Source organism: Streptomyces lienomycini, from assembly GCF_027947595.1.
Classification (GTDB): domain Bacteria; phylum Actinomycetota; class Actinomycetes; order Streptomycetales; family Streptomycetaceae; genus Streptomyces; species Streptomyces lienomycini.
In genome coordinates this window covers 1,788,756-1,814,969 of record NZ_CP116257.1, presented here as the reverse complement: position 1 = coordinate 1,814,969, position 26,214 = coordinate 1,788,756, and the positions used below count along the sequence as shown (strand labels likewise).

Below are 26,214 nucleotides of genomic sequence, written 5' to 3'. Positions count from 1 at the left end.
AGTGGCACCGAATCGGGCGTTCGATGCCGTGCCGCAATGAAGTCGGCGAAACAGGGCACCTGGAGGGCCGTTCGTTCGTCTGTATGAGTAACAGCACTTCATTCCAGTCCCTGAAGGGAGACGCAGCCCCTATGATCCGCCGGCGTGAACCCGTGCCGTTCGCCTTCGTCGCCGAAGCCGACAGGTTCCGCAGCAATGTCACACCCCCGCCCCGCGAGCGGGCGTCCTTCGGCCAGCTGGCCGGACGCTGGCTCCTCGGTCTCACCGTCGTCGCCGGTCTCGTGGGCTCCCTGGTGATCGGGATGCCCGCCCTGTCGGCCGACCAGCCCTCCCCGCACAAACAGCCGTCACAGGCGTCCGAGGGCCGCTGACAGGCGGTAGGGACGGTCGACCCGGCCTCCGTCCGGACCCCCGAGGGTGGTGACCGGAGACACAGGTCGGTAGCCTCACCGGGCACAACACTTGCCATGGAACGAGTGAGGACCAGCCGTGCCCCTGCCCTTCCTGACGGCCGACCGCGCCTTTGACACGGCCGACGACGTCGCGCTGCCGTACGACGACCGCGACCTCTGGCGCCGGCCCTACCGGCCGGGGCCGTGGCGCGTCGGGGCGGCGGCGCTGACGCTGCTGCTCGCGTCGTTCGTGCTGTTCGCGGCGGTCATCATCGCGGCGACGGGCGGGCTGTCGTCCGCCGGGGTGGTCTTCGGCCTCGCGGTCGTCGCCATCCTCTGCGCCCTGCGGATGCTGCGCATGGGCGCGTGGGTCAGCGCCCACGGGGTGCGCCAGGTGAGCTTCTTCACCACGCGTACGGTGTCCTGGCAGCAGGTCGCCAGCCTGCGCACGGTGCAGCAGCCGGTGCGCTGGCTCGGACTGCCGCGCACGGTGCAGGGGCAGGCACTGCTCCTCGTCCGGCAGGGCCGGTCGGCCGAGCCCGCGTCCCCGCTGCTGACCACGCACAACTCCGACTTCCTCGCTCGGGACGGCGCCTTCAACCGGGCGGCCGACGCCATGGAGGCGTGGGCCGACGAGTACCGGCGGGGCTGAGCGCCCGACGGTCGAAAGGCCGGGGCCCGGACCGCAGCTGTGCGGTCCGGGCCCCGGCCTTTCGTCTGCGGTCCCCTCAGGCGGCCTCGATGTGCTTGCCGTCGTGGAGGGCGATCGCCCGTTGCATCGCCTTGCGGGCGCGCGGGGTGTCGCGGGCGTCGTGGTAGGCGACGGCGAGCCGGAACCAGCTGCGCCAGTCGCCGGGCGCGTCCTCGGTCTCGGCGCGGCGCAGCGCGAAGACCTCGTCGGCCGATTCCCGGTCGACGCGGCCGCTGGGGGTGCGCTTCAGCTCGTCGACGGGCAGCCCGCCCTCGGCGTCGAGTTCGGCGGCGAGCTGGTTGGCCCGGTGGACGAACTGGGTGTTCTTCCAGAGGAACCACAGGCCGATCACCGGCAGGATCAGCACCGCGACGCCGAAGGTGACGGTGATCAGGGTGCCGGTCTTGATGAGCAGCACGCCGCGGCTGCCGACCAGGACGAAGTAGAAGACCAGGACGGCGGCCGTGACGAGGTAGGTGATCTTCGCGCGCATCGGGGTGAGGGCCTCAGTTCAGGTCCAGGAAGTGTTCCAGGCCGAAGGTGAGGCCCGGGGTGGTGGCCACCCGGCGGGCGCCCAGCAGGATGCCCGGCATGAAGCTGCTGTGGTGCAGGGAGTCGTGCCGGACGGTGAGGGTCTCGCCCTCGGCGCCGAGCAGGACCTCCTGGTGGGCGAGCAGGCCGCGCAGCCGCACCGCGTGCACCGGGACCCCGTCCACGTCCGCGCCGCGGGCGCCGTCCAGGGCGGTGGCAGTGGCGTCGGGCGCCGGTGCGGAGCCTGCCTTCTGCCGGGCCGCCGCGATCAGCTGGGCGGTGCGGGTGGCGGTGCCGCTGGGGGCGTCCACCTTGTTCGGGTGGTGCAGCTCGACGACCTCGACGGACTCGAAGTACGGGGCGGCGAGCTGCGCGAACTTCATGGTCAGCACGGCGCCGATGGAGAAGTTGGGCGCGATGAGCACGCCGGTCTCCGGGGAGGCCTCGAGCCACGCGTTGAGCTGCGCGAGGCGTTCGTCGGTCCAGCCGGTGGTGCCGACGACGGCGTGGATGCCGTGGCGTACGCAGTAGTCGAGGTTGTCCATCACCGAGGCGGGGGTGGTCAGCTCGACGGCGACCTGGGCACCGGTCTCGGCCAGCGTCTCCAGGCTGTCGCCCCGGCCGAGGGCGGCGACCAGCTCCATGTCCCCGGCGGCCTCGACCGCCCGTACCGCCTCGGAGCCGATCCGGCCCTTGGCACCGAGGACGGCCACGCGCAGCTTGCTCATGTCACATGCTTCCTTCTCGAACTTCTGGCAACGGGACCGTCAGGCGACGGCGTCCCGCAGCCGGGACGCCTGCTTGTCCTTGAGCGGGCCGATGACCGACAGGGACGGCCGTCGTCCCAGCACGTCCCGGGCCACGGCGCGGACGTCGTCCGGCGTGACCGAGGCTATCCGGGCCAGCATGTCGTCGACGGACATCTGCTCGCCCCAGCACAGTTCGCTCTTGCCGATACGGTTCATCAGCGCGCCCGTGTCCTCCAGGCCGAGGACCGTGGAGCCCTGGAGCTGGCCGACGGCACGGCCGATCTCGTCGTCCGTGAGGCCGTGCTCGGCGACGTGGTCCAGCTCGTCGCGGCAGATCCGCAGCACGTCGTGCACCTGGGAGGGCCGGCAGCCCGCGTACACGCCGAAGAGGCCGCAGTCGGCGAAGCCGGAGGTGTACGAGTACACGCTGTACGCCAGGCCCCGCTTCTCCCGGACCTCCTGGAAGAGGCGCGAGGACATGCCCCCGCCGAGGGCGGTGTTGAGCACGCCCATCGCCCAGCGCCGTTCGTCGGTGCGGGCCAGGCCCGGCATGCCGAGGATGACGTGGGCCTGCTCGGTCTTGCGGCCGACCAGCTCGACACGGCCGGCGGCACGGATACTGCGCCGGCCGGCCCGCGGGGCGATCGGCGCGGCCACCGGGTCGCGGAACGCGCCGGCCTTCTCGAAGGCGGCGCGGACCTGGCGTACGACCTTGTGGTGGTCGACGTTGCCGGCCGCGGCGACCACCAGGTGCGTGGGGTCGTAGTGCTTCTTGTAGAAGCGGCGGATGCGGTCGGCGGTGAGGGCGTTGACCGTGTCGACCGTGCCGAGGACGGGGCGGCCGAGGGCGCTGTCGCCGAACATGGTGTGCGCGAACAGGTCGTGCACGCAGTCACCCGCGTCGTCCTCGGTCATCGCGATCTCCTCGAGGATGGCGCCGCGCTCTACGTCGACGTCCTCCTCCTGGATCAGCGAGCCGGTCAGCATGTCGCAGACGACGTCGATGGCGAGCGGCAGGTCGGTGTCGAGCACGCGCGCGTAGTAGCACGTGTACTCCTTCGCCGTGAACGCGTTCATCTCGCCGCCGACCGCGTCGATGGCGGAGGAGATGTCCAGGGCACTGCGCTTGTCCGTGCCCTTGAAGAGCAGGTGCTCCAGGTAGTGGGTGGCGCCGTTCAGGGCCGGGGTCTCGTCGCGGGAGCCGACGTGGGCCCAGATGCCGAAGGTCGCGGAGCGGACCGAGGGCAGGGTCTCGGTGACGATGCGCAGGCCGCCGGGGAGGGTCGTCCTGCGGACCGTGCCGATGCCGTGCTCGCCCTTGATGAGGGTTTGGGTACGGGCGACGGCCCGCGCCTCCGAGGAGGTGCGGGCCGTCGCCGTGGCGCTACGGGACGTCACTTGTCGGCGTCGTCCTTCTTGTCGTCGTCGCCTGCTTCGCCCTCGATCACGGGGATCAGGGAGAGCTTGCCGCGGGAGTCGATCTCGGCGATCTCGACCTGGACCTTGGCGCCCACGCCGAGCACGTCCTCGACGTTCTCCACGCGCTTGCCGCCGGCGAGCTTGCGGATCTGCGAGATGTGCAGCAGACCGTCCTTGCCGGGCAGCAGGGAGACGAACGCGCCGAAGGTGGTCGTCTTCACGACCGTGCCCAGGTAGCGCTCGCCGACCTCGGGCATGGTCGGGTTGGCGATGCCGTTGATCGTGGCGCGGGCGGCCTCGGCGGCCGGGCCGTCGGCGGCACCGATGTAGATGGTGCCGTCGTCCTCGATCGTGATGTCGGCGCCCGTGTCCTCCTGGATCTGGTTGATCATCTTGCCCTTGGGGCCGATGACCTCACCGATCTTGTCGACCGGGATCTTCACGGTGATGATCCGCGGCGCGTTCGGGGACATCTCGTCCGGCGTGTCGATCGCTTCCATCATCACGTCGAGGATGTGGAGGCGGGCGTCACGGGCCTGCTTGAGGGCGGCGGCCAGGACGGAGGCGGGGATGCCGTCCAGCTTGGTGTCGAGCTGGAGGGCGGTCACGAACTCCTTGGTGCCGGCGACCTTGAAGTCCATGTCGCCGAAGGCGTCCTCCGCACCGAGGATGTCGGTGAGGGCTACGTAGTGCGTCTCGCCGTTGCTCTCCTGGGAGATCAGGCCCATGGCGATACCGGCGACGGGGGCCTTGAGCGGCACACCGGCGTTCAGCAGCGACATGGTGGAGGCGCAGACCGATCCCATGGACGTCGAGCCGTTGGAGCCGAGGGCCTCGGACACCTGGCGGATCGCGTACGGGAACTCCTCGCGCGTCGGCAGCACCGGCACGATGGCGCGCTCGGCGAGAGCGCCGTGGCCGATCTCGCGGCGCTTCGGGGAGCCGACGCGGCCGGTCTCACCGACGGAGTACGGCGGGAAGTTGTAGTTGTGCATGTAGCGCTTGCGGGTCACCGGGGAGAGGGTGTCCAGCTGCTGCTCCATGCGGAGCATGTTCAGGGTGGTGACGCCCAGGATCTGGGTCTCACCGCGCTCGAACAGGGCGGAGCCGTGCACGCGCGGGATGGCCTCGACCTCGGCGGCCAGGGTGCGGATGTCGGTGACACCGCGGCCGTCGATGCGCTTCTTCTCCTTGATGACGCGCTCACGGACCAGGGACTTGGTCAGCGAGCGGTACGCGGCGGAGATCTCCTTCTCGCGGCCCTCGAACTCCGGGAGGAGCTTCTCGGCGGCGAGGCCCTTGACGCGGTCCAGCTCGGCCTCGCGCTCCTGCTTGCCGGCGATGGTGAGCGCCTGGGTCAGCTCGGGCTTGACGGCGGCGCTGAGCGCCTCCAGGACGTCGTCCTGGTAGTCCAGGAAGATCGGGAACTCGCCGGTCGGCTTGGCGGCCTTGGCGGCGAGGTCGGCCTGGGCGCGGCACAGCACCTTGATGAAGGGCTTCGCGGCGTCCAGACCGGCGGCGACGACCTCCTCGGTGGGCGCCTCGGCGCCGCCCTCGACCAGCTTGACGGTCTTGTCGGTGGCCTCGGCCTCGACCATCATGATCGCGACGTCGCCGTCCTCCAGGACGCGGCCCGCGACGACCATGTCGAAGACGGCGTCCTCGAGCTCGGTGTGCGTCGGGAAGGCCACCCACTGGCCGCGGATCAGCGCGACGCGGACGCCGCCGATCGGGCCGGAGAAGGGCAGGCCGGCCAGCTGCGTCGACGCGGAGGCGGCGTTGATCGCCACGACGTCGTACAGGTGGTCGGGGTTGAGGGCCATGATCGTCGCGACGACCTGGATCTCGTTGCGCAGGCCCTTCTTGAAGGACGGGCGCAGCGGGCGGTCGATCAGGCGGCAGGTGAGGATCGCGTCCTCGGAGGGCCGGCCCTCACGGCGGAAGAAGCTGCCGGGGATCTTGCCGGCGGCGTACATCCGCTCCTCGACGTCCACCGTGAGCGGGAAGAAGTCGAGCTGGTCCTTCGGGTTCTTGGAGGCGCTGGTGGCCGACAGCACCATGGTGTCGTCGTCCAGGTACGCCACGGCGGAACCGGCGGCCTGACGGGCCAGGCGGCCCGTCTCGAAGCGGATGGTGCGGGTGCCGAAGGTGCCGTTGTCGATCACGGCTTCGGCGTAGTGGGTCTCGTTCTCCACTAGTGATTTCTCCGATGCTTGTCGTCTTTTGTCCCGCCCGCCCGTGTGGCGGAGGGGACGGTGCCGGAGAAGCGTTCCGTGCAATGCGGGCCGGTCTTCGATCGAAGCACCCGGGGATCTGCCCCCGGGGGCCACTACCGAGGACCGGCGGCGGCGGTGCGGTCCGCTTCTCCTCGTACGTCTTGTTCTTCTGTTACCACACTACAAAGCGGCGGCGACACCGCGCACGTACAGCAAAGGGAGCGGCCCCCGAATCGATGGGAACCGCTCCCTTCACGACGTCCTAGCGGGCGCCCGCCGCACCGCGGCGGATGCCGAGGCGCTCGACCAGCGCACGGAAGCGCTGGATGTCCTTCTTGGCGAGGTACTGCAGCAGCCGGCGGCGCTGACCGACCAGGATGAGCAGACCACGACGGGAGTGGTGGTCGTGCTTGTGGGTCTTGAGGTGCTCGGTCAGGTCGGAGATCCGACGGGACAGCAGGGCGACCTGGACCTCGGGGGAGCCGGTGTCGCCCTCCTTGGTACCGAACTCGGTGATGATCTGCTTCTTCACTGCGGCGTCGAGCGACACGCGTACTCCTCTTGGTCCGTGACTGGCCACCGAGTGCCCCCGGTCTACGTCTCGGGGGATCTTCCGTGACTCGGAAGGCGGGGATCCGCTGGGCGCGACCTCCAGGGCTCCAGGGCTCCGGGGGCGCGTACACAAACGGCCGTCACACAGAGTACCAGTCGGGACGGAGGCCCCGTTCCGCGGGCTTCGCGCCCGGCCCCGCCACTCTTCCGGTCACGGGCATCCGCAAACCGCTGAACAGGGAGAACGACGGCAAGTAGGCTGGCCGCACCGACCGACCGCAGTGCAGGAAGGACCGAGCCACCATGGCCGATGCCGAGGACCGGGAAGTCAAGGCGCGCAAGGAACGGGAGCGGGACGAGCTCTACGCCCTCGACATCTCCGGCGTCGAGTGGCACAGCGCACCCGGCACCGAGCAGCACGAGGAACGGGTCGAGATCGCCTACCTCCCCGAAGGGGCCGTGGCCATGCGATCGTCGCTCGACCCGGACACCGTGCTGCGGTACACGGAGGCGGAGTGGCGGGCGTTCGTGCTGGGAGCTCGGGACGGGGAGTTCGACCTGGAGCCGGCGGGGCGGGAGACCACGAGCGGCGCCGAGTGACGCCCCGGGCGGGCGGCACTCCGGATGCCGTCCGCCCGTCGGTTCGTCCTCGCGGAACAGTGCGGAACAGTTTCGGCACGTGAGGGGATCACGCGACCGGGACGCCGGGCACTCCTGGCGCCCGCGGGCCCCGCCCTCAGTCGCCCGTCATCGACCGTGCCGCGGCGTAGACGTCGAACACCGCGAGAGCCAGGGGAATCAGCGTCAGGAGCACGAAGACCTCGGCGATCTCCATGAAGCGCCCCCAGAACGGCGTCACGCCGCGACGGGAAGTGATCAGCCCGACCGCGGTGACCAGAGCCACGGCCGCGGCCACCGCCGCCACCAGCCACACGCTGCGGATGTCGAGGCCGCTGCTGTCCCCCGCGAGCGCGTCCCGCCAGTACTCCGTCGGCGGGTTCATCGCCAGCCCCAGGCCGAGGGCGACCAGGCACGCGAGCCCGGCGGCCAGCGTGGCGGCGACCTGGGTGGTGTAGCGGAACAACTGTGCCCGCATCACCATCGCGATGCCCGTGGCGAGCGTCAGCAGTTGCGCCCACACGTTGCCCGTGAAGCCGAGGACGATCGACGCGCCCACGGAGAGCAGCGCGCAGCCTCCGACCAGCCCCGCGAGAAGCTCGTGGCCGCGGCGGGCCTGGGCCGCGACGCGCTCGGCGTCCACGGGCTCCGGCGCGCTCTGCTCGTCGGACGCGTAGGAGCCGCGCGGCTGGTTGGGCGGTTCGAAGCCGATGGGCAGCCGTGCGAAGCGCACGGACAGGCCCGGCAGGAATGCCAGGGCGCACACCGACAGGACGGCGCAGACCGCGGCCGTCTCCATGGGATCCAGGTCCGTCAGCATCGCCACGAACGTCGCCAGCAGGCCGATCGCGGAGGAGAAGACGAACGCCACGAAGGCGCTGTCGCCGCTCGGTGACATCAGGGTGAGCAGGACGGAGACGACCAGGACCGCCGCGCACGCCAGGAGGAACTGGAGCCGTCCGATGCCCTGTCCCTCGGCGAGCGGGACCAGTCCGGAGCCCGCCACGGCCACGTTCGCGAGGGCACCCAGGCCGAGGGCCAGGGCGGAGCCCCGGTCCTTGTAGACGCGCGCCCGCACGCAGGCGAAGGTGACGAGCAGGACTCCGGCCACCGCGGCGAGAATGCCCTGCAGGCCGTGCATGTCGTGGCGGACCTGGGAACTCCAGGCCACGAACGCCAGCAGGACGGGGAAGACACCCGCCCCGACCAGGCAGGCCACACGGGTGAGCGCACCGTCCCACAGCGTGCGGTCATGGACGACGGCGGAGGCGACCGCCTCCGACACGTCGTCGAACACGGCCGGGGGCAGCGAGTCGGCGAACGGACGCAGGGTGAGCAGCTCACCGTCCAGGATGCGCTGCGCCGCGAAGGAGCGGGCGCTGTCGAGGACGGTGCCGTCACGGCGTACGAGGTGGTACCCGACCGGCGCACCTTCGGCGGGGCTCTGCTGGGAGAACCGCAGGATCTCCGGATACAGGTCGGCGACCGGCACGTCGTCGGGCAGGGCCACGTCGATGCGGCTGTCGGGCGCCACGATCGTGACCCGGCAGAAGCCGAGTCCCGAGCCCGCTGCGGCCGGGCTTCCGGCACCACCCGTGCGTGCGCCGCCTGTCGCGCCGGTCGGCGCGGAGGCCGTCATGCTCACCCGTTGTCCCCCTAGTAGGTGATGTCGGCGGGGTGCGGCACCGACGCGCCCCGCCTCTCGGTAACGATCCTGCTCGGTTGTCTCCGTGGCACCCCTTCACCGCTGTGCGGCGCGGGGGTTGCTCGTGCCGAGCGTTGCGCTGTCCGCGGGGTTTCACTCGGGCCCGGGCGGGTTCGCAACTGCTCACGCGTCTCACGGGCACCCTACCGCCCACTGCTGTCCGTGTGTGTCAGTAGGATCGCCCTTTGCGATCGACGTCCACCGGGAGACGGGCGGTGGACGGAACAGGTCGGGCCGGCAAGGGAATTGGTGCGAAGTGAGCCACATCGTCGTCAAGCGCCCACCTCGGGCGCTGCCGAAGAACGTGCCCACCGAGGAGGTCCACCTGCAGTCGCCGCCGGAGCTTCCGCGCGGGCAGCAGGAGGGCGCGTGGATGCAACTCCTGCCCATGCTCGGCATGGGTGGGTCCGTGGTGTTCTTCTTCAACCCCTCGGCCCAGCCCATCATGAAGATCATGGGCATGGTGATGATCGCGTCCACGATCGCCATGGGCATCGCGATGCTGGTGCGCTACCGCCGCGGCAACCAGGGGCAGATGGCCGACACGCGCAGGGACTACCTCCGCTATCTGTCGCAGACCAGGCGCACCGCCCACGCGACGGCGAAGGCCCAGCGCGACGCGCAGTACTACCTGCATCCGTCGCCGGAACAGCTGTGGGCCCTGGTCGCCGAGGGCAGCCGGCTGTGGGAGCGGCGCACGGGCGACGAGGACTTCGCCCAGGTCCGCGTGGGTCTCGGCCCGCAGGCCCTGGCCACTCCCCTGGTGCCGCCGGAGACCGCTCCCGTGGACGAGCTGGAACCGCTGACCGCCGGTGCCATGCACCGGTTCCTCGCCACCCACAGCACCCTCGAGCACCTGCCGATGGCGGTCTCGCTGCGTGCGTTCTACCACCTGACGATCAGCGGCGAGCCCGTCACCGTGCGCGGCACCGCCCGGTCCGTCACCGCCTCACTCGCCGCGTTGCACTCCCCCGAGGACCTGGTGATCGCCGTCGCCACCGGGCGGGAGTCGGCGGCGGAATGGGAGTGGGCCAAGTGGCTCCCGCACGCCCAGGCGGGCGGCGCCGCGGACGGCGCGGGTTCCCGGCGTCTGATGACGGCCGATCCGGGGGCCCTCGAAGAGCTGCTCGGCGCCCGTCTCGAGGGCCGCCCCCGGTTCCATCCGGAGGGCCGCCCGGTGCCCGACCAACCGCACCTGGTCATCGTGCTCGACGGGGTCTCCCTGCCGCCGACGTCACTGCTGGCGAGCCCCGAGGGCCTGCAGGGGGTGACCGTCCTCGAAGTGGTCCCCGGCACCCTCACCACCGGACGCGGCGACCTCTCGGTCGTCGTACAGCCGAAGGAACTGCGCCTGGAGGCGGCACACGGCGCCGTCTACGAGGGCGTCCCCGACGTCCTCTCCCAGGAGAGCGCGGAAGCGCTGGCGAGGCAGCTCGCGCCGTTGCGCGTGGGAACGGGCGGGGACAACGACGAGCCGCTGCTCGCCAATCTGGAGTTCACCGACCTCCTCAATCTCGGTGACGCCGCTTCGGTCGATCCGCGTCGGACCTGGCGGCCCCGCTCCCAGTCCGAGCGGCTCAGGGTGCCGATCGGTGTCGGCGAGGACGGCAGGCCCGTGATGCTCGACCTCAAGGAAGCCGCGCAGGAGGGCATGGGGCCGCACGGACTGTGCGTGGGCGCGACCGGTTCCGGCAAGTCCGAGCTGCTGCGCACACTGGTCCTCGGTCTGGCCGTGACCCACTCGTCCGAGACCCTCAACTTCGTACTCGCCGACTTCAAGGGCGGTGCGACCTTCGCCGGGATGGCGCAACTGCCGCACGTCGCCGCCGTGATCACCAACCTCGCGGACGACCTGACCCTGGTCGACCGGATGGGCGACTCGATCCGCGGCGAGCTCAACCGCCGTCAGGAGATGCTCCGCGACGCGGGCAACTACGCCAACATCCACGACTACGAGAAGGCCCGTGCGGCCGGAGCCGCGCTCCAGCCGATCCCCTCGCTCGTCCTGGTGATCGACGAGTTCAGCGAACTGCTCACGGCGAAGCCCGACTTCATCGAGATGTTCGTGCAGATCGGCCGTATCGGCCGATCGCTGGGCGTCCATCTGCTGCTCGCCTCGCAGCGGCTGGAGGAGGGCCGTCTGCGCGGTCTGGAGACGTACCTGTCGTACCGGATCGGTCTGCGTACCTTCTCCGCGGCCGAGTCCCGCGCCGCGCTCGGCGTGCCCGACGCCTACGAGCTGCCCAACGTCCCCGGTTCCGGTTTCCTCAAGTTCGGCACGGACGAGATGGTGCGCTTCAAGGCGGCCTACGTCTCCGGCATGTACCGCACGGGCGCGCAGCAGACGGCTGTCCCCGGCGGCGGGCTGCCGGTCGACCGGCAGCCCGTGCTCTTCACGGCCGCCGAGGTCCCGGTGCGGTACGTGGCGGTGCCACCGCAGCGCGAGGAGAGCCCGGACGAGGTCGACGAGGCGCTCGCCGACACGGTCCTCGACGTCGTCGTACGGCGCCTGGAGGCGCAGGGTCCGAGCGCCCATCAGGTGTGGTTGCCGCCGCTGGACAGCCCACCGTCGCTCGACGCGCTGCTGCCCGGCCTCGCCCAGGTAACGGGTCGTGGGCTGACGCAGCCGGGCTACGAGGGCGCCGGGCGGCTCGTGGTACCCGTCGGCATCGTCGACAAGCCGTACGAGCAGCGCCGGGATCCGCTCTGGGTGGACTTCGGGGGTGCCGCCGGCCACATGCAGATCCTGGGCGGACCGCAGTCCGGCAAGTCGACGCTCCTGCGCTCGCTCATCGCGTCCTTCGCACTCACCCACACCCCGTACGAGGTGCAGTTCTACGGCCTGGACTTCGGCGGCGGCGGCCTGTCGGCAGTGGCCGGCCTTCCGCACGTCGGAGGTGTGGCCTCGCGCCTCGACCCCGAGAAGGTACGGCGCACGGCGGCCGAGGTCTACGGGGTGATGACCCGTCGCGAGGAGTACTTCCGTGCGGCGGGAATCTCCTCGATCGCCGAGTTCCGCACCCGCCGCGCCCGGGGCGACATCTCGGTGACCGACCAGCCGTGGGGCGACGTCTTCCTCGCCATCGACGGCTGGGGGAGCTTCCGCGCGGACTACGAGGCGCTGGAGTCGATCGTGCTGGACATCGCGGCGCGCGGTCTCGGCTACGGCATCCACCTGATCCTCACCGCGTCGCGTTCCATGGAGGTCCGCAGCAACCTCAAGGACCAGCTGATGAACCGCCTCGAGCTGCGGCTCGGCGACCCCATGGACTCCGAGTTCGACCGCAAGGTGGCGGCGACCGTGCCGACGGGGGTGCCCGGGCGCGGCCAGACTCCGCAGAAGCAGCACTTCATGGCGGCCGTCCCGCGCATGGACGGTCTGTCGTCCGACACGGACCTCGCCGAGGCCACGCAGGCACTCGGGGCCGAGGTCTCCCGGCACTGGCAACAGCCGGGCGCACCCGCGGTGCGTCTGCTGCCGCGCGAGTTCCCGCTGCGCCAGCTTCCTCCCGGCGACCGGTTCCCGCGGCGCGGCGTGTCCTTCGGACTCGACGAGGACGCCCTCGAGCCGGTCTTCGTGGACTTCGACCAGGATCCGTTCTTCCTGGTCTTCGGTGAGAGCGAGTCCGGCAAGTCGAACGTGCTGAAGGCACTCATCCAGCGGCTCACCGAGCGCTACGACGGCGACTCCTGCAAGCTGTTCGTCATCGACAACCGCCGCTCCCTGCTGGGGGTGACGCCGGCCTCGCACCTGGCCGAGTACGTGCCCATGTCGAACCAGATGCAGCACCACATGGACGCGCTGGCCGAGCTGATGCAGCGCCGTACCCCGACCGCCGACGTCACACCGGAGCAGCTGCGCAACCGGAGTTGGTGGCAGGGTCCGACGGTGTACATCGTCGTCGACGACTACGACCTGGTCGCCACGTCGAGCGGCAACCCGCTGGCGGGCCTGACCGAACTCCTGCCCTTCGCCCGCGACGTCGGCGTGCGCTTCATCATCGCCCGCTCCACGGCGGGCGCGGGCCGGGCCGGTTACGAGACGTTCATGCAGCGCATCAAGGAACTGGGCGCCCAGGGAGTCGTCCTCAGCGGCGATCCCACCGAGGGCGACCTGCTGGGCGGGGTCCGCCCGCGTCCGATGCCGCCGGGGCGCGGCGTGTTCGTCTCCCGCCGGCGGGGGAAGCCGCTGGTTCAGGTCGGCTTGGTGGAGGAGGACGGCACGCAGTGAAGGTCGTCCGGCGGCTCGCGTTCTTCTGCGTCCTGCCCTTGGCGCTCGCCCTCACGGCGGTCTACGTCTGGTACCGGGTGAGCGACACGGGCAGGGGGTGGCGGTACGAGGACAAGCTCGCGACCTACTGCGGCGGGCTGGTCCCGTACGACGAGTCGGCCGTCTTCACCGCTCTCAACACCGAGGTCGGCCTCTCCCAGGATGCGGAGGAAGGCTACGGCCAGGACCGCTTCCGCTCGTGCCGGGTCGCGGACCTCGTGGTGAGCATCGGCTTGATCCGTGCCGACGCGACCCGGCAGGACGTCGGTCCCGACATGCTGAGCACGCTGCGCAGAAACGCCTCTGACCACCTGCCCGTGGGGCTGGGCGGCGGTTGGCGCGGCTACACGGACCTGCGGACCACGGCTGTCGTCCTGCCCTGCACCAACCAGGACGCGTCCCTGGTGGTGAGCATCGACGGCGACGAGTCCCACGAGAACGCGGAGGAGAGCCGCGCCGTGGGCGAACTGGCCACAGCCATCGCGCGCGAGGCGGCAGACCGGCAGTCGTGCGAGGCGTCCTTCGGCGGACGCATACCCGAACTCCGGCTCGCACAGGGGCAACTCGCCCCGCCCGGGACCTCGGGAACCTGCGAGGGCATCCGGATACCGGAGTCCCAGTGGATCAACTGGATCCGGGAAGGCGTGGCATCGGACAGCTCACCGCTGGAGCGCTGTCTACTGGGAGAGACCGAGGCGAGGGACGAGGTCCTCTACTCCCTGGAGGCGTCCTTCGGTCCCTACGCGCAGCGTCTTCGGCCGGCCGACCACGAGGACGACGGGCCGGAACCGGCCCTCACGCGCGACAGTGCGACCGCGACGGCGTCCTGCCCGGGCAGCAGTGTCCCGGCCGTCTTCCGTATCGACGCGACGGTCTACGCCGCTCCGACGAAGCAGTTCCTCCGCTCGGCCCTGCACGCCTTCGCCGAGCGTTCGGCGGTCCGGCACGGTTGCACGGGCCTGGAACTGCCCGACTGACCCTCGCCCTGCTCCCGAAACGCCGCGAGGGTGGACGTCTCCCGCGCACGCCCACCCTCGTTGTTGTTGCTGCTGTGACTACTGCAGGTACCTGGACGCAGCCAGGTCACCCTCCATGTACGTACCGCCGGACATGCCCACGACGTGGCCGATACCCATGAGTGCCTGGTGGATGTCCCTGGTTTCCACGTCCCAGCGGCCCAGCTTCTCGTCGTAGGTGCCCTGGGCCTTGCCTACCCAGTACTGCCTGCTGTTCTCCACCATCTTACGGAGCTGCTGAATGTCCTCGTCGAGCAGCTTCGCCTCGTTGGCGATGTTGGTCGCAGCGACATCGAGCCCGTCGTACGATACCTGCAGACCATCCGCGTTACGGCCCGGTCCTGTCATTCCTGCCTACCTCGTTTCGTTTCGACTGCGGCTGATGCTGTTTCCACCGACGCCCGTACTCGGCAGCGCGCCGATGTTGAACCCACTCGGTCAGAACGAGTTGAACGGCGAAGACGCGGGAGCGCCGTCGTGGACGTCGATTTTCCTCACGGCCGCGCGGACTTCGTCTTCCTTGTCGTCCTTGATGTTGCGCGTCGCGGTCATCGCCTCGATGACATCACCCAGGATGCGGCCCATGTTCTGCAGAGACGTGTTGATCTCGTACTGCTTCTTGTCGAACTCAGCACGACCGATGCCCTGCCACTGACCCTCAAGGCTGTCGATGACACCCTGGAGGTTGTGCACCCGCTTGCGGATGCTGTCGAACTTCTCGTACATGTCCTTCTGCAGCTTGGCTACCGCTGCATCTTCGAGCTTCTGGTCGACGGCCATGTCCGCCTCTGCCCTCCCTGTTCCTTCTCTGATACGACACCGGCGACGCCGGCGTCAGTTCGCGCGCCGCGCCCGCAGTACGGCGAAGGCGACCCCGCCGATCACGACCACGGCTGCGGCGGCACCCAGCGTGATCCACAGCGTGCTGCTGCTGTCGTCGGCCGCGTCGGCCGACGCGGCCTTCGCATCGTCCGATCCTGCTGCCGCCTGCTTGTCCGCAGAAGAGCCTTCCGCACCTTGTGACGCGGCTGTTGCACCCGCGGAGGGCTTGGCGGAGGCGGACGCGGACGCGGGGGGAATCTCGGTCACCAACTGTCCCCCCTTCTCCTTGTTCTCCTTCCCGAGTGGGTCGGAGTACGGGGGGCCCGGGTCGTAGTCCGGGTTCAGCAACACCGAGCGAGGACGGATGGTCCCGTAGCCGGCGTTCTTGGTCGGCTCGTCCTTCGGCCACGTGCGGCCGGCGGTGTCGATCAGCGCACGCGTGACCTGGTTCGCGGTCCAGTCCGGGTGGGCGGACCAGATGAGGGCGGCGGCACCGGAGGCAATGGCGGCGGAGGCGCTGGTGCCCGAGAGGTCGTGACAGTAGTCCTTGAAGTTCGGCTTGCAATAGCCCGGCATGTCTTCACCCGGGGCCACCAAGTCGACGTACTGGCCGCTTGAGGCGAAGTCCGAGATATGACTCTTCTCGTCGATCGACGAAACGCCCAAGACGTAGTGGTAGGCAGCGGGCAGCCCAATGAAGCCGTCATCCAGGCCCCTATTGCCCACGCTCGCAATCAACAGCTTCCCCTTGGAAGCAGCGTATTTCACCGCCTCTTCCATCTCCGCCTCGTAAGCTTCGCCGCCGAAGGACATACTGATGATCTGTGCGTCGCTGTCTGCAGCCGCTCTGACTGCTTCCTGCGAGGTAGGAGCGAGTTCCTTCTCCTTGGCGTCACTCAAACCCGACAGCGCGAGGCGATACGGCACGATCTTCGCGCCAGGCGCCAAGCCCTTGATTCCGCCGCCCGCGCCGGTGCCGGCAATCAACTCGGCCATGGACGTCCCGTGGCCTTCGTAGTCGTCCGTGGCACCGTGGGCGACCTCCTTGGGCACTTCATCGACCAGAACCTGGCCTTTGAGGGACGCCGTATTGGGATTGACTCCGGAGTCGATGACGGCGACCTTGACGCCCTCACCGGTGGTGACCTTCCACATCTCCTCGGCCTTCATCGGTGCCAGGTACCACTGCTCGGACTGCACATCCGCAGCAGTGGCGCCTGGGGCGAAGCCCACGCCGACGGCGACCAGGGCACTCACGGCGGCGCTCCCGACACGTACTCGTAGCCCTCGACGTGTTGCTGACTTCATGATGGGGTGAGTCCTCGCTCGCGCTCAGTTGACAACTGGCGGCACATCGCGCCGCGGATTCGTGGGCAGGTGCGTCTCTTCGTCCTCGACCAGGTAGTCGGGGCGCTGTGTCCCTTCTTCCCTGCGCTCGTCACGAGGGCGGCCACGTCCCCCAGGCCCGCGTACAAGACCTGCGCCACCGCGAGTCATCCCGTTCCGCTGCGCGTCGGCTGCGGAGTTGCGCCCCGTGGGCGTGCTGGTGATACGCGGCTGCGTACGCGAGGCGGCTGTGCTGTCGGCGCCGCCACGCTGACCGGGTCGACCCCTCCCCGACTGAGCATTGGACGTGGCACCGGAACCGACGACTGTGCCACGAGGCAGCCTCGGACCGCCGCGCGTGGCAGCTCCGGGGGCAGCCCCGGGCCGGCCTCCGACTACGCCACTCGTGCGACCTGCACCGGTGACCGGACCGCCTGTTGTTCTGGGTCCTCCGCCCGCGGGATTGGCGCGCGGTGTGCCACCACTGACTCCGTGCCCCGTCGGGAACTGCTTCGCCCCTGGGGCGCCACCCTTGGCCACACCCGACTGCCCAGCACCTGTTGCCCGACCCACCTGGTTGATGGGGCCCTGATTCGTGGGACGACCCGGACCCGTGCCACCGGTTCTGCCATCGCTGGTGCCCGCTCGATCCTGACGGGGCTGGGGCGATCTCAGGCCATTCGGTCCACCCGTGGTACGCCCCGAACGAGCCGGGGGAGCGGGAGTTGCGTAGCCAGTCGAGAACGGCCCGTTCGGCCCGCTGCCGTCGCTCAGTGGTGGCGGCGTCGGCAACGTGTGTACGGGCCCGGACCCTGCCGGAGGCAGCGGAGTACGTACGCTGTCAATGGTCGTTCCGACAGGCACGTCGGGATGGACGGCCTGAAGGCTGGTGTTGTCCGGAGCTCCCACAGTGCGGCCCGTGTCCAGTGGTGCTACGCCGCCTTCTGCGGTGACGACCGCGTGCCGATTCGAGACACCACCGGTTCCGCTCCCCCGTACCTGTCCGGCAGTCCCGCCACCCGGCTCCTGGTACTCGGTCCCGCCAGTGGGCTTCGGCACCCCGACGTCCGGCATGGTCTCGAATGTTGGCGCCGGCAGGTTCTGCAACTGCTCCCGGGAGACCGCGTAGTACGACGACAACCGGTTCATCTGGTTGATCGCCTCTTGGCGGTTCTTCTCCGCCGCGACCGCCGCGGCGTAATCCTTGTTGTCGGGGACCTGCTCGTCGGCCGGGAAGGACTTGGGCAGGGTAGGTACGGCCCGCGAATCACGCGGAGGCATGGCGACACGGACTGCGGCCAATCCGGCTGCGGCAGCGCTGATCTGGTCGGCGGCCCCGGCCGCGTACTCGCCCAAGTCCTCCGTACTGGTAACGAGTGAACGCCCCCACTTACGGAACGCATCGCCCGATTCGCCCACCCAGTGGACTCGGTCGACGTGGCCCTTGAGCTCCCCGGCCGCCTCTTGGATAGCGGTCCGAGCGCTGTACAGAGCCTCTCCGGAGGACGTCAGGTCCTCCGGGTTGGTCTGCTCGACCAAGTCGCGCATGTCGTTGAGGGTGTAGTTCTCGAAGTTCGTGCGCCCCCGAACAACCGAGCCGTAGGGCGTTGTCTCGACTGCTGCCTCGACCGCAGAGCGCATCATGTTGTTGAGGAGACCGCTCGGCCGCTCGTCGATCTCCCGGATGACATCCGTGAGTGAGTTCTGCTGCTGAACCCGCGCGACGTCCGCCTCGTGCTGCTTGTCGGTCATCGTCACAGGCTCCCGCTGGTGTCCGTCGACCTTGTGTGCCTAACGTCGCCGTTCGCGTTCTCGATCAATTTGATCTGAATCTGGATGTCCGCGAAGCGCCGCCGCTGCTCCTCTTCGAGGTTGGCGAAGCCGACGTGGGCGCCCTGAACGGCGATGCCGATCGCCTCGATCTGCAGGTGCAACGTCTTCGACAGATTGGTGAGCTGCTCGTGGACACGGTTGTACTCGAGGTACAGGTCCTCGGCCTCGTTGAAGGCTCGACTGCCGCTGTTCAGCGACGTAGGCGTGATCGTCTGCGCGCCGACCCGCTTCGGATTGCCGGCCGAGCCCTCCAGATCTGCGAGGACCTTGTCGACCCGCTTCATGAACGTGGTCAGCGCCTCATTGCTTGCCTCCAGGTTGGCTGCCCTGGTGGCCGACACGCCCCCAACTGCTGGTAGCACCACGTCAACTCTCCCCCGTTCCCCGTTCCCCGTACGCACTTCGACCCGAGGCCGCCGGCCCTTCGTTTGCACACTGTTGTACTCAAGTCGCGCCGAACATCACTGTAGTCAACAGCTACGTTGCGACCAACCAGGTTGCGCGTCGACCTCGCCAACTGTGACGGACAGGTTACTTGGCGGCTGTCGCTCGCCGACGGGCGGCCAGGAGAGACTCCCGCATTCTGGCTGGGCCTGGCCCGGCCCTCGGTTCGGCGAACGCCGGCTCCCACGTTGCGAGGCGGATCAGCAGTCGCCGGCTCCGCTCGAAACGGTGAACGTGTACTTCGGCAGCTTCACCGCCGCCGCGTCACCGGAGAGACCCGGAGCCACCGTCTCGACGTACCCGGCGTGCGTGCGTTTGACGTCCATGCAGAAGGCCGTGTCCGCCCCGTGGGCGGTGATGCGGTACTGGGCCTCGTCGGACACCGCCGGACCGACCGATGCGGCGTTCACCCCCAGTTGCGGGGCGTCTCCGCCGCCGTGCTCGACCACCTCTTGCTCGACCTTCCGGGCGTATTCCCCGTCGAAGTCGGCCGGAGCGTCGGCCTCCAGTGGGTCGCCGTAGGTGAAGCTGCCGTTCAGGGCCCGAGTTGCGCCTTCGACCGCGCTTGTCAGCTCGTCGTCGCTCCACTCTCCGTTGTCCTGTACAGCCAGCCCTTGTACACCCACGACGACGCAGGCGACGGCCATGGCGACCAGGACGACGCGGCCGACCACGAAAGCCGCGTCCGGGAGAGCCGGTCCGGAGGGATTCAGCGATTCACGCCAAGAACGGACGCGGTCCGCCTTGATACAGGCCATAAGGACGAGCAGGGCAGAGAGCACAAACAGGAAGATCGTCAGTCCCGTCAGTTCCGACATGGCATGTCAACCCTTCCCTCGGAACGCCACGATCGTGACAGGCCGGGTCGGAATGTCACCGTGCTGCCTCTATTACTGTCTCGGGCGCCCCTAGGCCTGCATCGCCCCGCCTTGCCGTTGCTAGGTTATGGCAGAGTCCGGTCACCGCACGTCGCCATCCGGTCCGCGAGGGCGTCGACGGTCCTGCACACGGGGAAGGTAGCCGTCCATGGCATGGGACGAGTGGGAACAGCTCAAAGCCAACGCGCTGGAGCGGCAGCAGGGCGGCTCCACGCATATGCAGTTGAACCAACTGGACGGAGGCGGCCCCGTCACTCCGCCGAGCCAGTACGGGGATCTGAAGGTCAAGAACGACGCCCTCACCAAAGTCGGCAAGGACGCCCACACCCTGTACAACCAGCTCTGGGACAAGGCCCGGGTCCACATCACCAGCAGTGACAGCGCTGCGGGAGATCTGTCGAAGCAGGGCTTCGCGCTGGGCGCCGGACTCAAGCACGTGTCGACCCGGTGGGACGAACAGCTCAAGTCCCTGATGGACGCGTGTGCCCAGATCTCGAACCACATGCAGGTCACCAAGAAGACCCATGACGGTGACGAGGGCTACATCCTGCGGCAGATGAGCAGCATCGCGACGTTGGACACGGGCTTCGACGAGCGAGTCGGGCCGCCCGGGAAGAAGAACGAGATCTACGGCGAGCAGAGTCCGAAGAAGGACGACTGACACACCGCCCGAGGGCCGGTTGCCACGACGAGCTCCGCACTGTCGGGCGGGCCATCCCGGTTCTTCTCTCTTCACCGACTCGCGAGGAACGGACACCCCATGGAACTCGAAGCGCTGCGCGACGCCAACTTCAAGCTGGTCGACGACGCCGTGACGGACTGGTCGACGCTCGTCGGCAGTCTCGCGGAGATGAAGAAGGACGCCGAGGACAATCTGCACCAGGGCGCCAACAAAGCCGAGTGGGCCGGTGTGAACGCCCAGGTGTCCAAGGAGTTCATCGGGAAGACGGCGGGCGAGTTCGCCGACGCCCACACCCAGGCGAGGACCATCTACAAGATCCTCAACGATACGGTTGGCGAGCTGAAGGGTTATCACCAGCAGCTTCTCGACGCTCTTGAGGGCGGCCGCAAGAAGAACCTCACGGTCATCGGCTACGAGGGTGGGTTCACCGTCACCACCAACGCGCCGCCCGAGGCCCGTAGCAAGATGGACCAGGACAACAAGGACGACATCACCGCGCTGCGGGACCAGATCCAGGGCATTCTGAACAAGGCGACCGAGAGCGACACCTCGGCGAAGACCGTCCTCCAGGCCATCGCCGACCAGAGCCAGCTGGGCTTCTCCAACGCCAACTACGGCGACCGGGACTCCGCCGCCGAGGCAGTCAAGAAGGCCGATGAGCTGGCCGCGCTCGCGAAGAAGAACCCGGACGACCTGAGCGTCAAGGACTTCGACACGCTCAACGCGGGGCTCAAGAAGTACGCCGGCGACGAACTGTTCGCCGAGCGGTTCGCCACCGCGCTCGGCCCCAAGAAGACGCTGGAGTTCTGGACCGGGATCACCGATCCGCAGCGGGGAAACTGGGACTTGGGACATGAGCGCCTCGACCAGTTCGACGATCTGCAGCGCAGTCTGGGTATGACGCTGGCCACCGCGACGCAGAGCGACTCGACGGCGATGGGCACCTGGAAGCAAACGATGATCGACATCGGTGACAAGCCCCTGTACGGCGACCGGGGTGGACCGATGGGCTTCCAGGTCATGAGCAACCTGATGAGGACCGGTGACTACGACGACGGGTTCCTCAGGGATTACGGCACCAAGCTCATGGAGACCGAGCGGAAGCTCACGGGGAACGGGGAGCACCGCAATGGTGCGTGGCAGCGCATGGGGATGGACCCGTACCTGAACCGTATCGGGGAGGACAGTGGTTCGGACCCTATGACGGGATATCTCAAGGGGTTGTCCAACAGCCCGGACGCGGCCACCGACTTCTTCAACCAGCAGTTCGTATCGAAGGACGATCCCGATAACCCGTTCGAGCGCGACCCTGACGGCAACGGTAAGAACAGCAAGGTCTCCCTGTCCAACTTCCAGTACCTGTTCGAAGAACGGGACTGGCCACAGGAGTCGAACCTCAAGGGTGACGAGCTTCACACCGGGCAGAACAATCTGGCGCTTGCCCTGGAGGCGGCGACTACGGGCCATCCCGCAGGTGAGCTGTTCCCGTTGTCGGATACCTCTGGCCACACCACCGGACAAACCCAACTATTCGAAAGCCTCGTCACGTCAATCTCCGATGACCCCGAGCGACTGACCGAACACAGCTATATGTCGGACAGCATGGGACAAATCGCTTCCGAATATTTGCCCGACATCAATCGTGCGGCAACCGATGTGGACCCCAACCCAGATAGGGGCGATGTCGACGCTCAACAGGCCTGGAAGCGCGTGGAGAATCTCTACCCAGTCTCTGGATCTTCAGCAGAGTTGAATCACCGAGACGTCTCTCGGTTCCTCTTTGCTGTCGGACAGAATCCAGAAGGGTACTCTGCTGTCGAGGTCGGACAGAAGAGTTATATGGCCTCGTTGATGGACTATCACCTAAACCCCGATCTACCCGAGAGCCGACACCCCGATCACGACATGGAGCTTACCGTCCGGTCCATCGCCAGACATTCGGGCGAGGTCTCGGGGACGCTGGCAATGGGCCGCAACGAAGGAGTTGCATCCGGCGCCGTGGAGAACGATGCCGCTTACAACCACTCTGTAGCCCAGTGGAAGAACACCATTTCGGGAACAGTGGGACTCGGCGTGGGTGTTGGTACGTCGTTTATCGCTTCTCCTGTTGCTGGCGCAGTGGTCGGGGGAACCGCAGGAACTGTCACCAGCGTGATCATGGAACAGATTTTCAAAGATGTGGAGGGCGATGCGAAGAGCGACGCCGGCTCGAAAATGGGCGAGAACTGGGAAAACGGTCAGGACGACAACATGAAGTACACCCGCCGTGCCGCTTTTGAAGCCGCAAGGGCACATCAGCACCCTGGCGATGTTGCCACCTGGGCAGAAGAGGAAGCATCTCAGGGCTATCTGTCTGCAGGGGACTACATGGATCGAGTTGGGGCCGAGTTGCTGACTGACATTTGAGCTACAAAGCTCACTAAGCCGCACCTAGCTCTCATGCCCCCTCCCCTGGACGAACCGGAACTGGAGTTCTCCCGTGAAAATCTACCGAGCCGCAATCATGTCGATGGCGCTGATGGCGCTCGCCGGATGCTCTGGGACCAAATCTGAACGATCCTATGACATTCCCGAGAAACTTTGCGGCACTCTGGTAGACCGCGAAACAATCTCGGAACTTCTACCGGCGGGCGAAAAGATCACTGTCCAGAAGAAAACGCCTGTACCCAGCCGCCAGCGCTGTCAGGTGAGCGTCGATGATGAAGTCGCCCTCAAAGTGAGTCAGGAATGGTGGAAGGCGGGTAGCAACGTCACCGACGTAGCCAGGGGCGTGCCTCAATTGGATTCCGCCACGTTGACCGATTCCGAAGATTTCTTGCAGTCGAGCACAGGCGCCGCCCAACGTGCACGTTGTAAGAGTCCGGAGCACGGTGACCAAACACTTTTCGTAACCTTCCAGGTTTACTCGGGCGAGGTGGGCGATTCAGCAGCCGTGAAGAAGCTGGTCACCGCATACACCCAGGCTGTAGAAGACTCCTCATTGTGTCAGTGATCGCGAAGCCTGGAGGAGCGTTCGACTCAGCCCCGTCGCCGCGAGTCCCGTACCGCCACTGCCGTGCCGCCGAGACCCGCTGCCAGGACCAGGCCGCCGATGACCACGTAGGTGCCGAGGCGGGTGTTGCGTTCCTCGGGGGTTTCGCCGACGTGGAGGGGAGGGACGTCGGGGGCCTTGGCGCGGGCGCCTGCCTGTTCGGCCGACGGGGACTCCACCGGGTTGGCGGGGTCCACGGCGGTGAGGGCCTTGACCGGGTCGATCACGCCCCAGCCGACGAGGCGGTCGTGGCCGGGGATGGAGCGTTCGGCGGTCTGCTCGATCTGGGCGACGACCTGGGCGGCCGTCCACTTGGGGTACGCCGACTTCAGCAGCGCCGCGACCGCCGCCACGTAGGGCGCGGAGAAGCTGGTGCCGTTGTCGGAGCAGTGGCCGCCGCCGGGGACGGTGGAGATCATGTCGACGCCGGGGGCCGCCACGCCCACGGAGTCGTTGGCCTGGGAGAAGGACGCGCGTTCGTTGTTGCGGTCGGAGGAGGCCACGGCGAGGACGCCCTCGTACGAGGCCGGGTACGTCTTCTTGTTCTTGCCTCCGAGGCCGTCGTTGCCCGCCGAGGCGACGACCACCACGTTCTTGCCCAGGGCGTAGTCGACGGCTGATTTCAGGGGCGAGTCGGGTTTGACGGCCTTGGCCGTGTCCTGGGAGACGTTGATGACGTCGGCGCCCGCGTCCACGGCGTAGCGGATCGACGTGGCCAGGGTGTCGGCCGTGCCGTTGCCTTCCGCGTCGTTCTGCTTGATGGGGATGATCGTGGCCTCTGGGGCCAGGCCGACGAATCCGGTGCCCTTGGCGGGGCGGGCGGCGATGATGCCGGCGACGCGTGTGCCGTGACCGACGGTGTCGGTGGTGCCGTGGGCGTTGCCCCGTTCGATCTTCTCGCCCTTGTCGTCCTTCTCGGGCAGGTAGTTCCGGCCCTTGGACGCGTCGACGGCGGCGGTGAGTTGGGGGTTCTTCACGTCGACGCCGGTGTCGATCACGGCGACCTGGACGCCCTTGCCCTTCGACTGGGCCCACAGCTCGTCCAGGTTGACGCGCTGGAGGGCCCACGGCCTGCCCTCGTAGTTCTTGGAGGGGAAGGTGCACTGCCCGCTGTCGGCGGCCCGCGCCCCGGGGGCGGCGGGGAGGAGCGTGAGTACGGTCGGTGCGGCGAGCACGGTGGCGGCGAGCACGGCCGACGTCAGTGACCGGACCCGGCCGGCTCCGCGCCCGGGGAAGGGTCGTCCGGGCTGTCGCTCGGGGAGGATCGCGGACTTCTGCGCCTGCATGGTCTCGGTCTTCCGGGGAGCCACGGTCGTCACGATCCCTGCGGCTGGCGTGCGGCCGCCTCGGACAGCCGCGGGCCGGTGGGCAGGAACGTCGACCACTGCACCGGAACGGGTGAAGGGTCCACCTTCTCGTAGCCGAGCCGCGTCTGGGCGATGCGGGACTCGCTCAGTTCCTGCTCGCGCTTCTTGTCGGAGGTGCCGATGCCCTTGTCGTCGGTGGCGCTGTCGCTGTTGGACTGCAGGGCGTAGCGCAATCCGGTGTCGGTGACCAGGAAGACTCCGCCCGCCTTCGTCTCGCTGCCCTGGAACTGGCGGTACAACTGGCCGGAACCCGGTGTCACGTACGCGCTGGAGGAGCCGGTCGGCAGTTGGGCCGGGAAGTCGGTGCTCGCCCAGGTGGACAGCGTCGTGGTGCCGTTCTTGGCGTCCACCGAGCGCAGGACGTTGCAGACGGTGTTGCGGCCGGAGGCCTCGGAGGTACCGTCGTTGACCGTCTTCGGGCGGTACGACGGCCAGTTCCGCTGGCCCGCGAACTCGATGCTGTCGACGACCGCGCCGGGACTCACCTGCTGGGCCTCGCCGGCCTGGCCGACGTCGACGAGGGCGCCGCTGTTGAGGAGCAGGGTGGCCGTGAACTCCGAGACGCGGGCCACGGCGCCGCTCTGCACGACGTAGTACTGCATGCGCCGTCCGTCGTACGCCTTGATGACCATGCCCACCTTGTCGTACTCGCCCAGCATGTCGGAAGCTCCCGCGGCCGCGCCGGGCGTGCCCTTGATCTCCGGGATGTCGACGGGGTCGCCCTTGTGGAGGGTGTCCAGCCACTCCTGGGAGACGCGCTGCGGGACCCGGCCCTGGGTGTCGAGGGCCTTGAGGAGTTCCTTGTCGGCGGGGTCGGCCAGGGGGTAGGCGGAGCCGCGTGAGTCGACCACGTACTGGGAGGTGCCGTCCGGTCCGACGACGTACATCAAGTCGCCGCCGGAGAGCCTGTCGCGGCCCTCCGCCTTGCTCCAGTCCTTCTTCGCGAGGACGAACGCCGCCTTCTGGATGGCCCTGCCGCCGGGGCCGGGGCGTTCGCAGACCGCCCAGCGCTTGGCCTGCTCGGCGTCGTCGGGACCGGGCAGGCGGTCGGGGGCGTAGGGAATGCCGATCGTGGCGCCGTGCGGTGGCTCGCCGCTGTCGAGGACGCCCTCGTCGACCGTGATGACGTTGTCCTTGTCGGGGTTGAGGAGGAGCTTGGCGGAGGCCATGTTGAGGACCGGGTGCAGTTGCGTCTTCCCGTCGGTCTTCAGGACGACGTACCGCGTCGTGGAGTCGCTGGCCACGATCACGTGCCCTCCGACGTCGTCCCAGCCCTTCGGTGCGGTCGGGCTGAACAGTCCGACCGCACCGAACACGGCGAGGACCACGATGCCGACGACGGCACCGGGCACGATCGCCCGCAGCGGCCTGGGCGCGCCCTCCTCCGAACCCGAGGGGGACGGCTGCAGGAAAGACGCGAGAGTGCGGCGCTTCGCGAAGGTGTGGGCGTTCAGTTCATCGCGCCGTGATGCCATGTGTCTTCGTTCTCTCCCCGTACGAGGGCGTGGTGGAGCGGGGGGCACAGTGGTCGCCACTGGTCCCTCTTCCGCTCCGGTCGCCTCCGGAACCTCGGCTGTCAGACCCGGCCCCTACTATGCCTGTTGCCGGACGGTGCATGGGGCACGGGTAGGCTTCCGGAGCCTGCCGTGTGCTGAGCACAATATCTTTGGTG

Annotated in this window: 21 protein-coding genes; 8 read left to right on the top strand and 13 right to left on the bottom strand. The window is 68.4% G+C overall.

The genetic code is table 11. The annotated features are described in order from the left end of the window. Nucleotides 1-131: 131 nt before the first annotated feature. Both BJ961_RS08450 and BJ961_RS08445 read left to right on the top strand, forming a co-directional pair. Nucleotides 132-371, top strand: a complete 240-nt coding sequence (locus BJ961_RS08450) for a hypothetical protein (protein WP_061442225.1) — start codon at nucleotides 132-134, stop codon at nucleotides 369-371. Between the two features lie 118 nt (nucleotides 372-489). After that, nucleotides 490-1,044 (top strand): hypothetical protein, encoded by a 555-nt coding sequence (locus tag BJ961_RS08445; protein WP_271320681.1) that lies wholly within the window; start codon nucleotides 490-492, stop codon nucleotides 1,042-1,044. A gap of 76 nt (nucleotides 1,045-1,120) precedes the next feature. Here BJ961_RS08445 and BJ961_RS08440 read toward each other — a convergent pair whose 3' ends face one another. The 5 genes from BJ961_RS08440 to rpsO form a co-directional block, all read right to left on the bottom strand. Further along, nucleotides 1,121-1,576 carry a tetratricopeptide repeat protein gene (locus tag BJ961_RS08440; RefSeq protein ID WP_271320680.1) on the bottom strand — a complete coding sequence of 152 codons (456 nt, stop codon included), beginning with the start codon at nucleotides 1,574-1,576 and terminating at the stop codon, nucleotides 1,121-1,123. Between the two features lie 13 nt (nucleotides 1,577-1,589). Beyond that, the gene (gene dapB, locus BJ961_RS08435) at nucleotides 1,590-2,342 is read right to left on the bottom strand and encodes a 4-hydroxy-tetrahydrodipicolinate reductase (protein WP_271320679.1); all 753 of its coding nucleotides are present in this window, start codon (nucleotides 2,340-2,342) and stop codon (nucleotides 1,590-1,592) included. A 39-nt stretch (nucleotides 2,343-2,381) separates the two neighbouring features. After that, entirely contained in the window at nucleotides 2,382-3,761 is a 1,380-nt protein-coding gene (locus BJ961_RS08430) for a M16 family metallopeptidase (protein WP_271320677.1), read from the bottom strand. Beyond that, nucleotides 3,758-5,977, bottom strand: a complete 2,220-nt coding sequence (locus BJ961_RS08425) for a polyribonucleotide nucleotidyltransferase (protein WP_271320676.1) — start codon at nucleotides 5,975-5,977, stop codon at nucleotides 3,758-3,760. Before BJ961_RS08425 ends, BJ961_RS08430 begins: the two co-directional genes overlap by 4 nt. A 283-nt stretch (nucleotides 5,978-6,260) precedes the next feature. Beyond that, on the bottom strand, nucleotides 6,261-6,548 hold the full coding sequence (gene rpsO, locus BJ961_RS08420; protein ID WP_003973291.1) for a 30S ribosomal protein S15: 288 nt from the start codon (nucleotides 6,546-6,548) through the stop codon (nucleotides 6,261-6,263). Nucleotides 6,549-6,853: 305 nt separating this feature from the next. On the opposite strand from rpsO, the gene BJ961_RS08415 reads away from it, so the two are divergent. Next, nucleotides 6,854-7,150, top strand: coding sequence for a DUF397 domain-containing protein (locus tag BJ961_RS08415; protein WP_271320675.1), 297 nt, complete (start codon nucleotides 6,854-6,856; stop codon nucleotides 7,148-7,150). Nucleotides 7,151-7,286: 136 nt separating this feature from the next. On the opposite strand, the gene eccD is transcribed toward BJ961_RS08415, so the two are convergent. Further along, nucleotides 7,287-8,807, bottom strand: coding sequence for a type VII secretion integral membrane protein EccD (gene eccD, locus BJ961_RS08410; protein ID WP_271416999.1), 1,521 nt, complete (start codon nucleotides 8,805-8,807; stop codon nucleotides 7,287-7,289). A 322-nt stretch (nucleotides 8,808-9,129) separates the two neighbouring features. Between eccD and eccCa the strand changes: the two genes are divergently transcribed. Both eccCa and BJ961_RS08400 read left to right on the top strand, forming a co-directional pair. Continuing rightward, complete coding sequence (gene eccCa / locus BJ961_RS08405; RefSeq protein ID WP_271320674.1) at nucleotides 9,130-13,104, top strand: type VII secretion protein EccCa; 3,975 nt, start codon at nucleotides 9,130-9,132, stop codon at nucleotides 13,102-13,104. Next, a complete protein-coding gene (locus BJ961_RS08400) occupies nucleotides 13,101-14,120 on the top strand; it encodes a hypothetical protein (RefSeq protein ID WP_271320673.1) in 1,020 nt (339 codons plus the stop codon). The genes eccCa and BJ961_RS08400 overlap by 4 nt, the downstream gene beginning before the upstream one ends. Before the next feature lie 78 nt (nucleotides 14,121-14,198). Here BJ961_RS08400 and BJ961_RS08395 read toward each other — a convergent pair whose 3' ends face one another. The 5 genes from BJ961_RS08395 to BJ961_RS08375 all read right to left on the bottom strand — a co-directional run bounded on the left by BJ961_RS08395 (nucleotide 14,199) and on the right by BJ961_RS08375 (nucleotide 19,402). Further along, nucleotides 14,199-14,507, bottom strand: coding sequence for a WXG100 family type VII secretion target (locus tag BJ961_RS08395; protein ID WP_271320672.1), 309 nt, complete (start codon nucleotides 14,505-14,507; stop codon nucleotides 14,199-14,201). 90 nt (nucleotides 14,508-14,597) lie between these two features. Further along, on the bottom strand, nucleotides 14,598-14,939 hold the full coding sequence (locus BJ961_RS08390) for a WXG100 family type VII secretion target (RefSeq protein WP_271320671.1): 342 nt from the start codon (nucleotides 14,937-14,939) through the stop codon (nucleotides 14,598-14,600). A gap of 54 nt (nucleotides 14,940-14,993) precedes the next feature. After that, on the bottom strand, nucleotides 14,994-16,289 hold the full coding sequence (locus BJ961_RS08385; RefSeq protein ID WP_271320670.1) for a S8 family serine peptidase: 1,296 nt from the start codon (nucleotides 16,287-16,289) through the stop codon (nucleotides 14,994-14,996). Nucleotides 16,290-18,061: 1,772 nt separating this feature from the next. Continuing rightward, nucleotides 18,062-18,481: a hypothetical protein gene (locus BJ961_RS08380; protein ID WP_381157273.1), complete on the bottom strand. Its 420-nt coding sequence runs from the start codon at nucleotides 18,479-18,481 to the stop codon at nucleotides 18,062-18,064. A 303-nt stretch (nucleotides 18,482-18,784) separates the two neighbouring features. Further along, complete coding sequence (locus BJ961_RS08375) at nucleotides 18,785-19,402, bottom strand: hypothetical protein (RefSeq protein ID WP_271320669.1); 618 nt, start codon at nucleotides 19,400-19,402, stop codon at nucleotides 18,785-18,787. Nucleotides 19,403-19,610: 208 nt separating this feature from the next. Here BJ961_RS08375 and BJ961_RS08370 point away from each other — a divergent pair, with 208 nt between their 5' ends. The 3 genes from BJ961_RS08370 (at nucleotide 19,611) to BJ961_RS08360 (ending at nucleotide 23,136) form a co-directional block, all read left to right on the top strand. Then, nucleotides 19,611-20,123 (top strand): hypothetical protein, encoded by a 513-nt coding sequence (locus BJ961_RS08370; RefSeq protein WP_271320668.1) that lies wholly within the window; start codon nucleotides 19,611-19,613, stop codon nucleotides 20,121-20,123. A 99-nt stretch (nucleotides 20,124-20,222) separates the two neighbouring features. Beyond that, nucleotides 20,223-22,550: a hypothetical protein gene (locus tag BJ961_RS08365; protein WP_271320667.1), complete on the top strand. Its 2,328-nt coding sequence runs from the start codon at nucleotides 20,223-20,225 to the stop codon at nucleotides 22,548-22,550. A 73-nt stretch (nucleotides 22,551-22,623) separates the two neighbouring features. After that, on the top strand, nucleotides 22,624-23,136 hold the full coding sequence (locus tag BJ961_RS08360; RefSeq protein ID WP_271320666.1) for a hypothetical protein: 513 nt from the start codon (nucleotides 22,624-22,626) through the stop codon (nucleotides 23,134-23,136). A gap of 26 nt (nucleotides 23,137-23,162) precedes the next feature. On the opposite strand, the gene mycP is transcribed toward BJ961_RS08360, so the two are convergent. Next, nucleotides 23,163-24,365: a type VII secretion-associated serine protease mycosin gene (mycP, locus tag BJ961_RS08355; RefSeq protein WP_381161171.1), complete on the bottom strand. Its 1,203-nt coding sequence runs from the start codon at nucleotides 24,363-24,365 to the stop codon at nucleotides 23,163-23,165. A 125-nt stretch (nucleotides 24,366-24,490) separates the two neighbouring features. Then, entirely contained in the window at nucleotides 24,491-26,017 is a 1,527-nt protein-coding gene (gene eccB, locus BJ961_RS08350) for a type VII secretion protein EccB (RefSeq protein ID WP_271320664.1), read from the bottom strand. Between the last annotated feature and the right edge of the window lie 197 nt (nucleotides 26,018-26,214).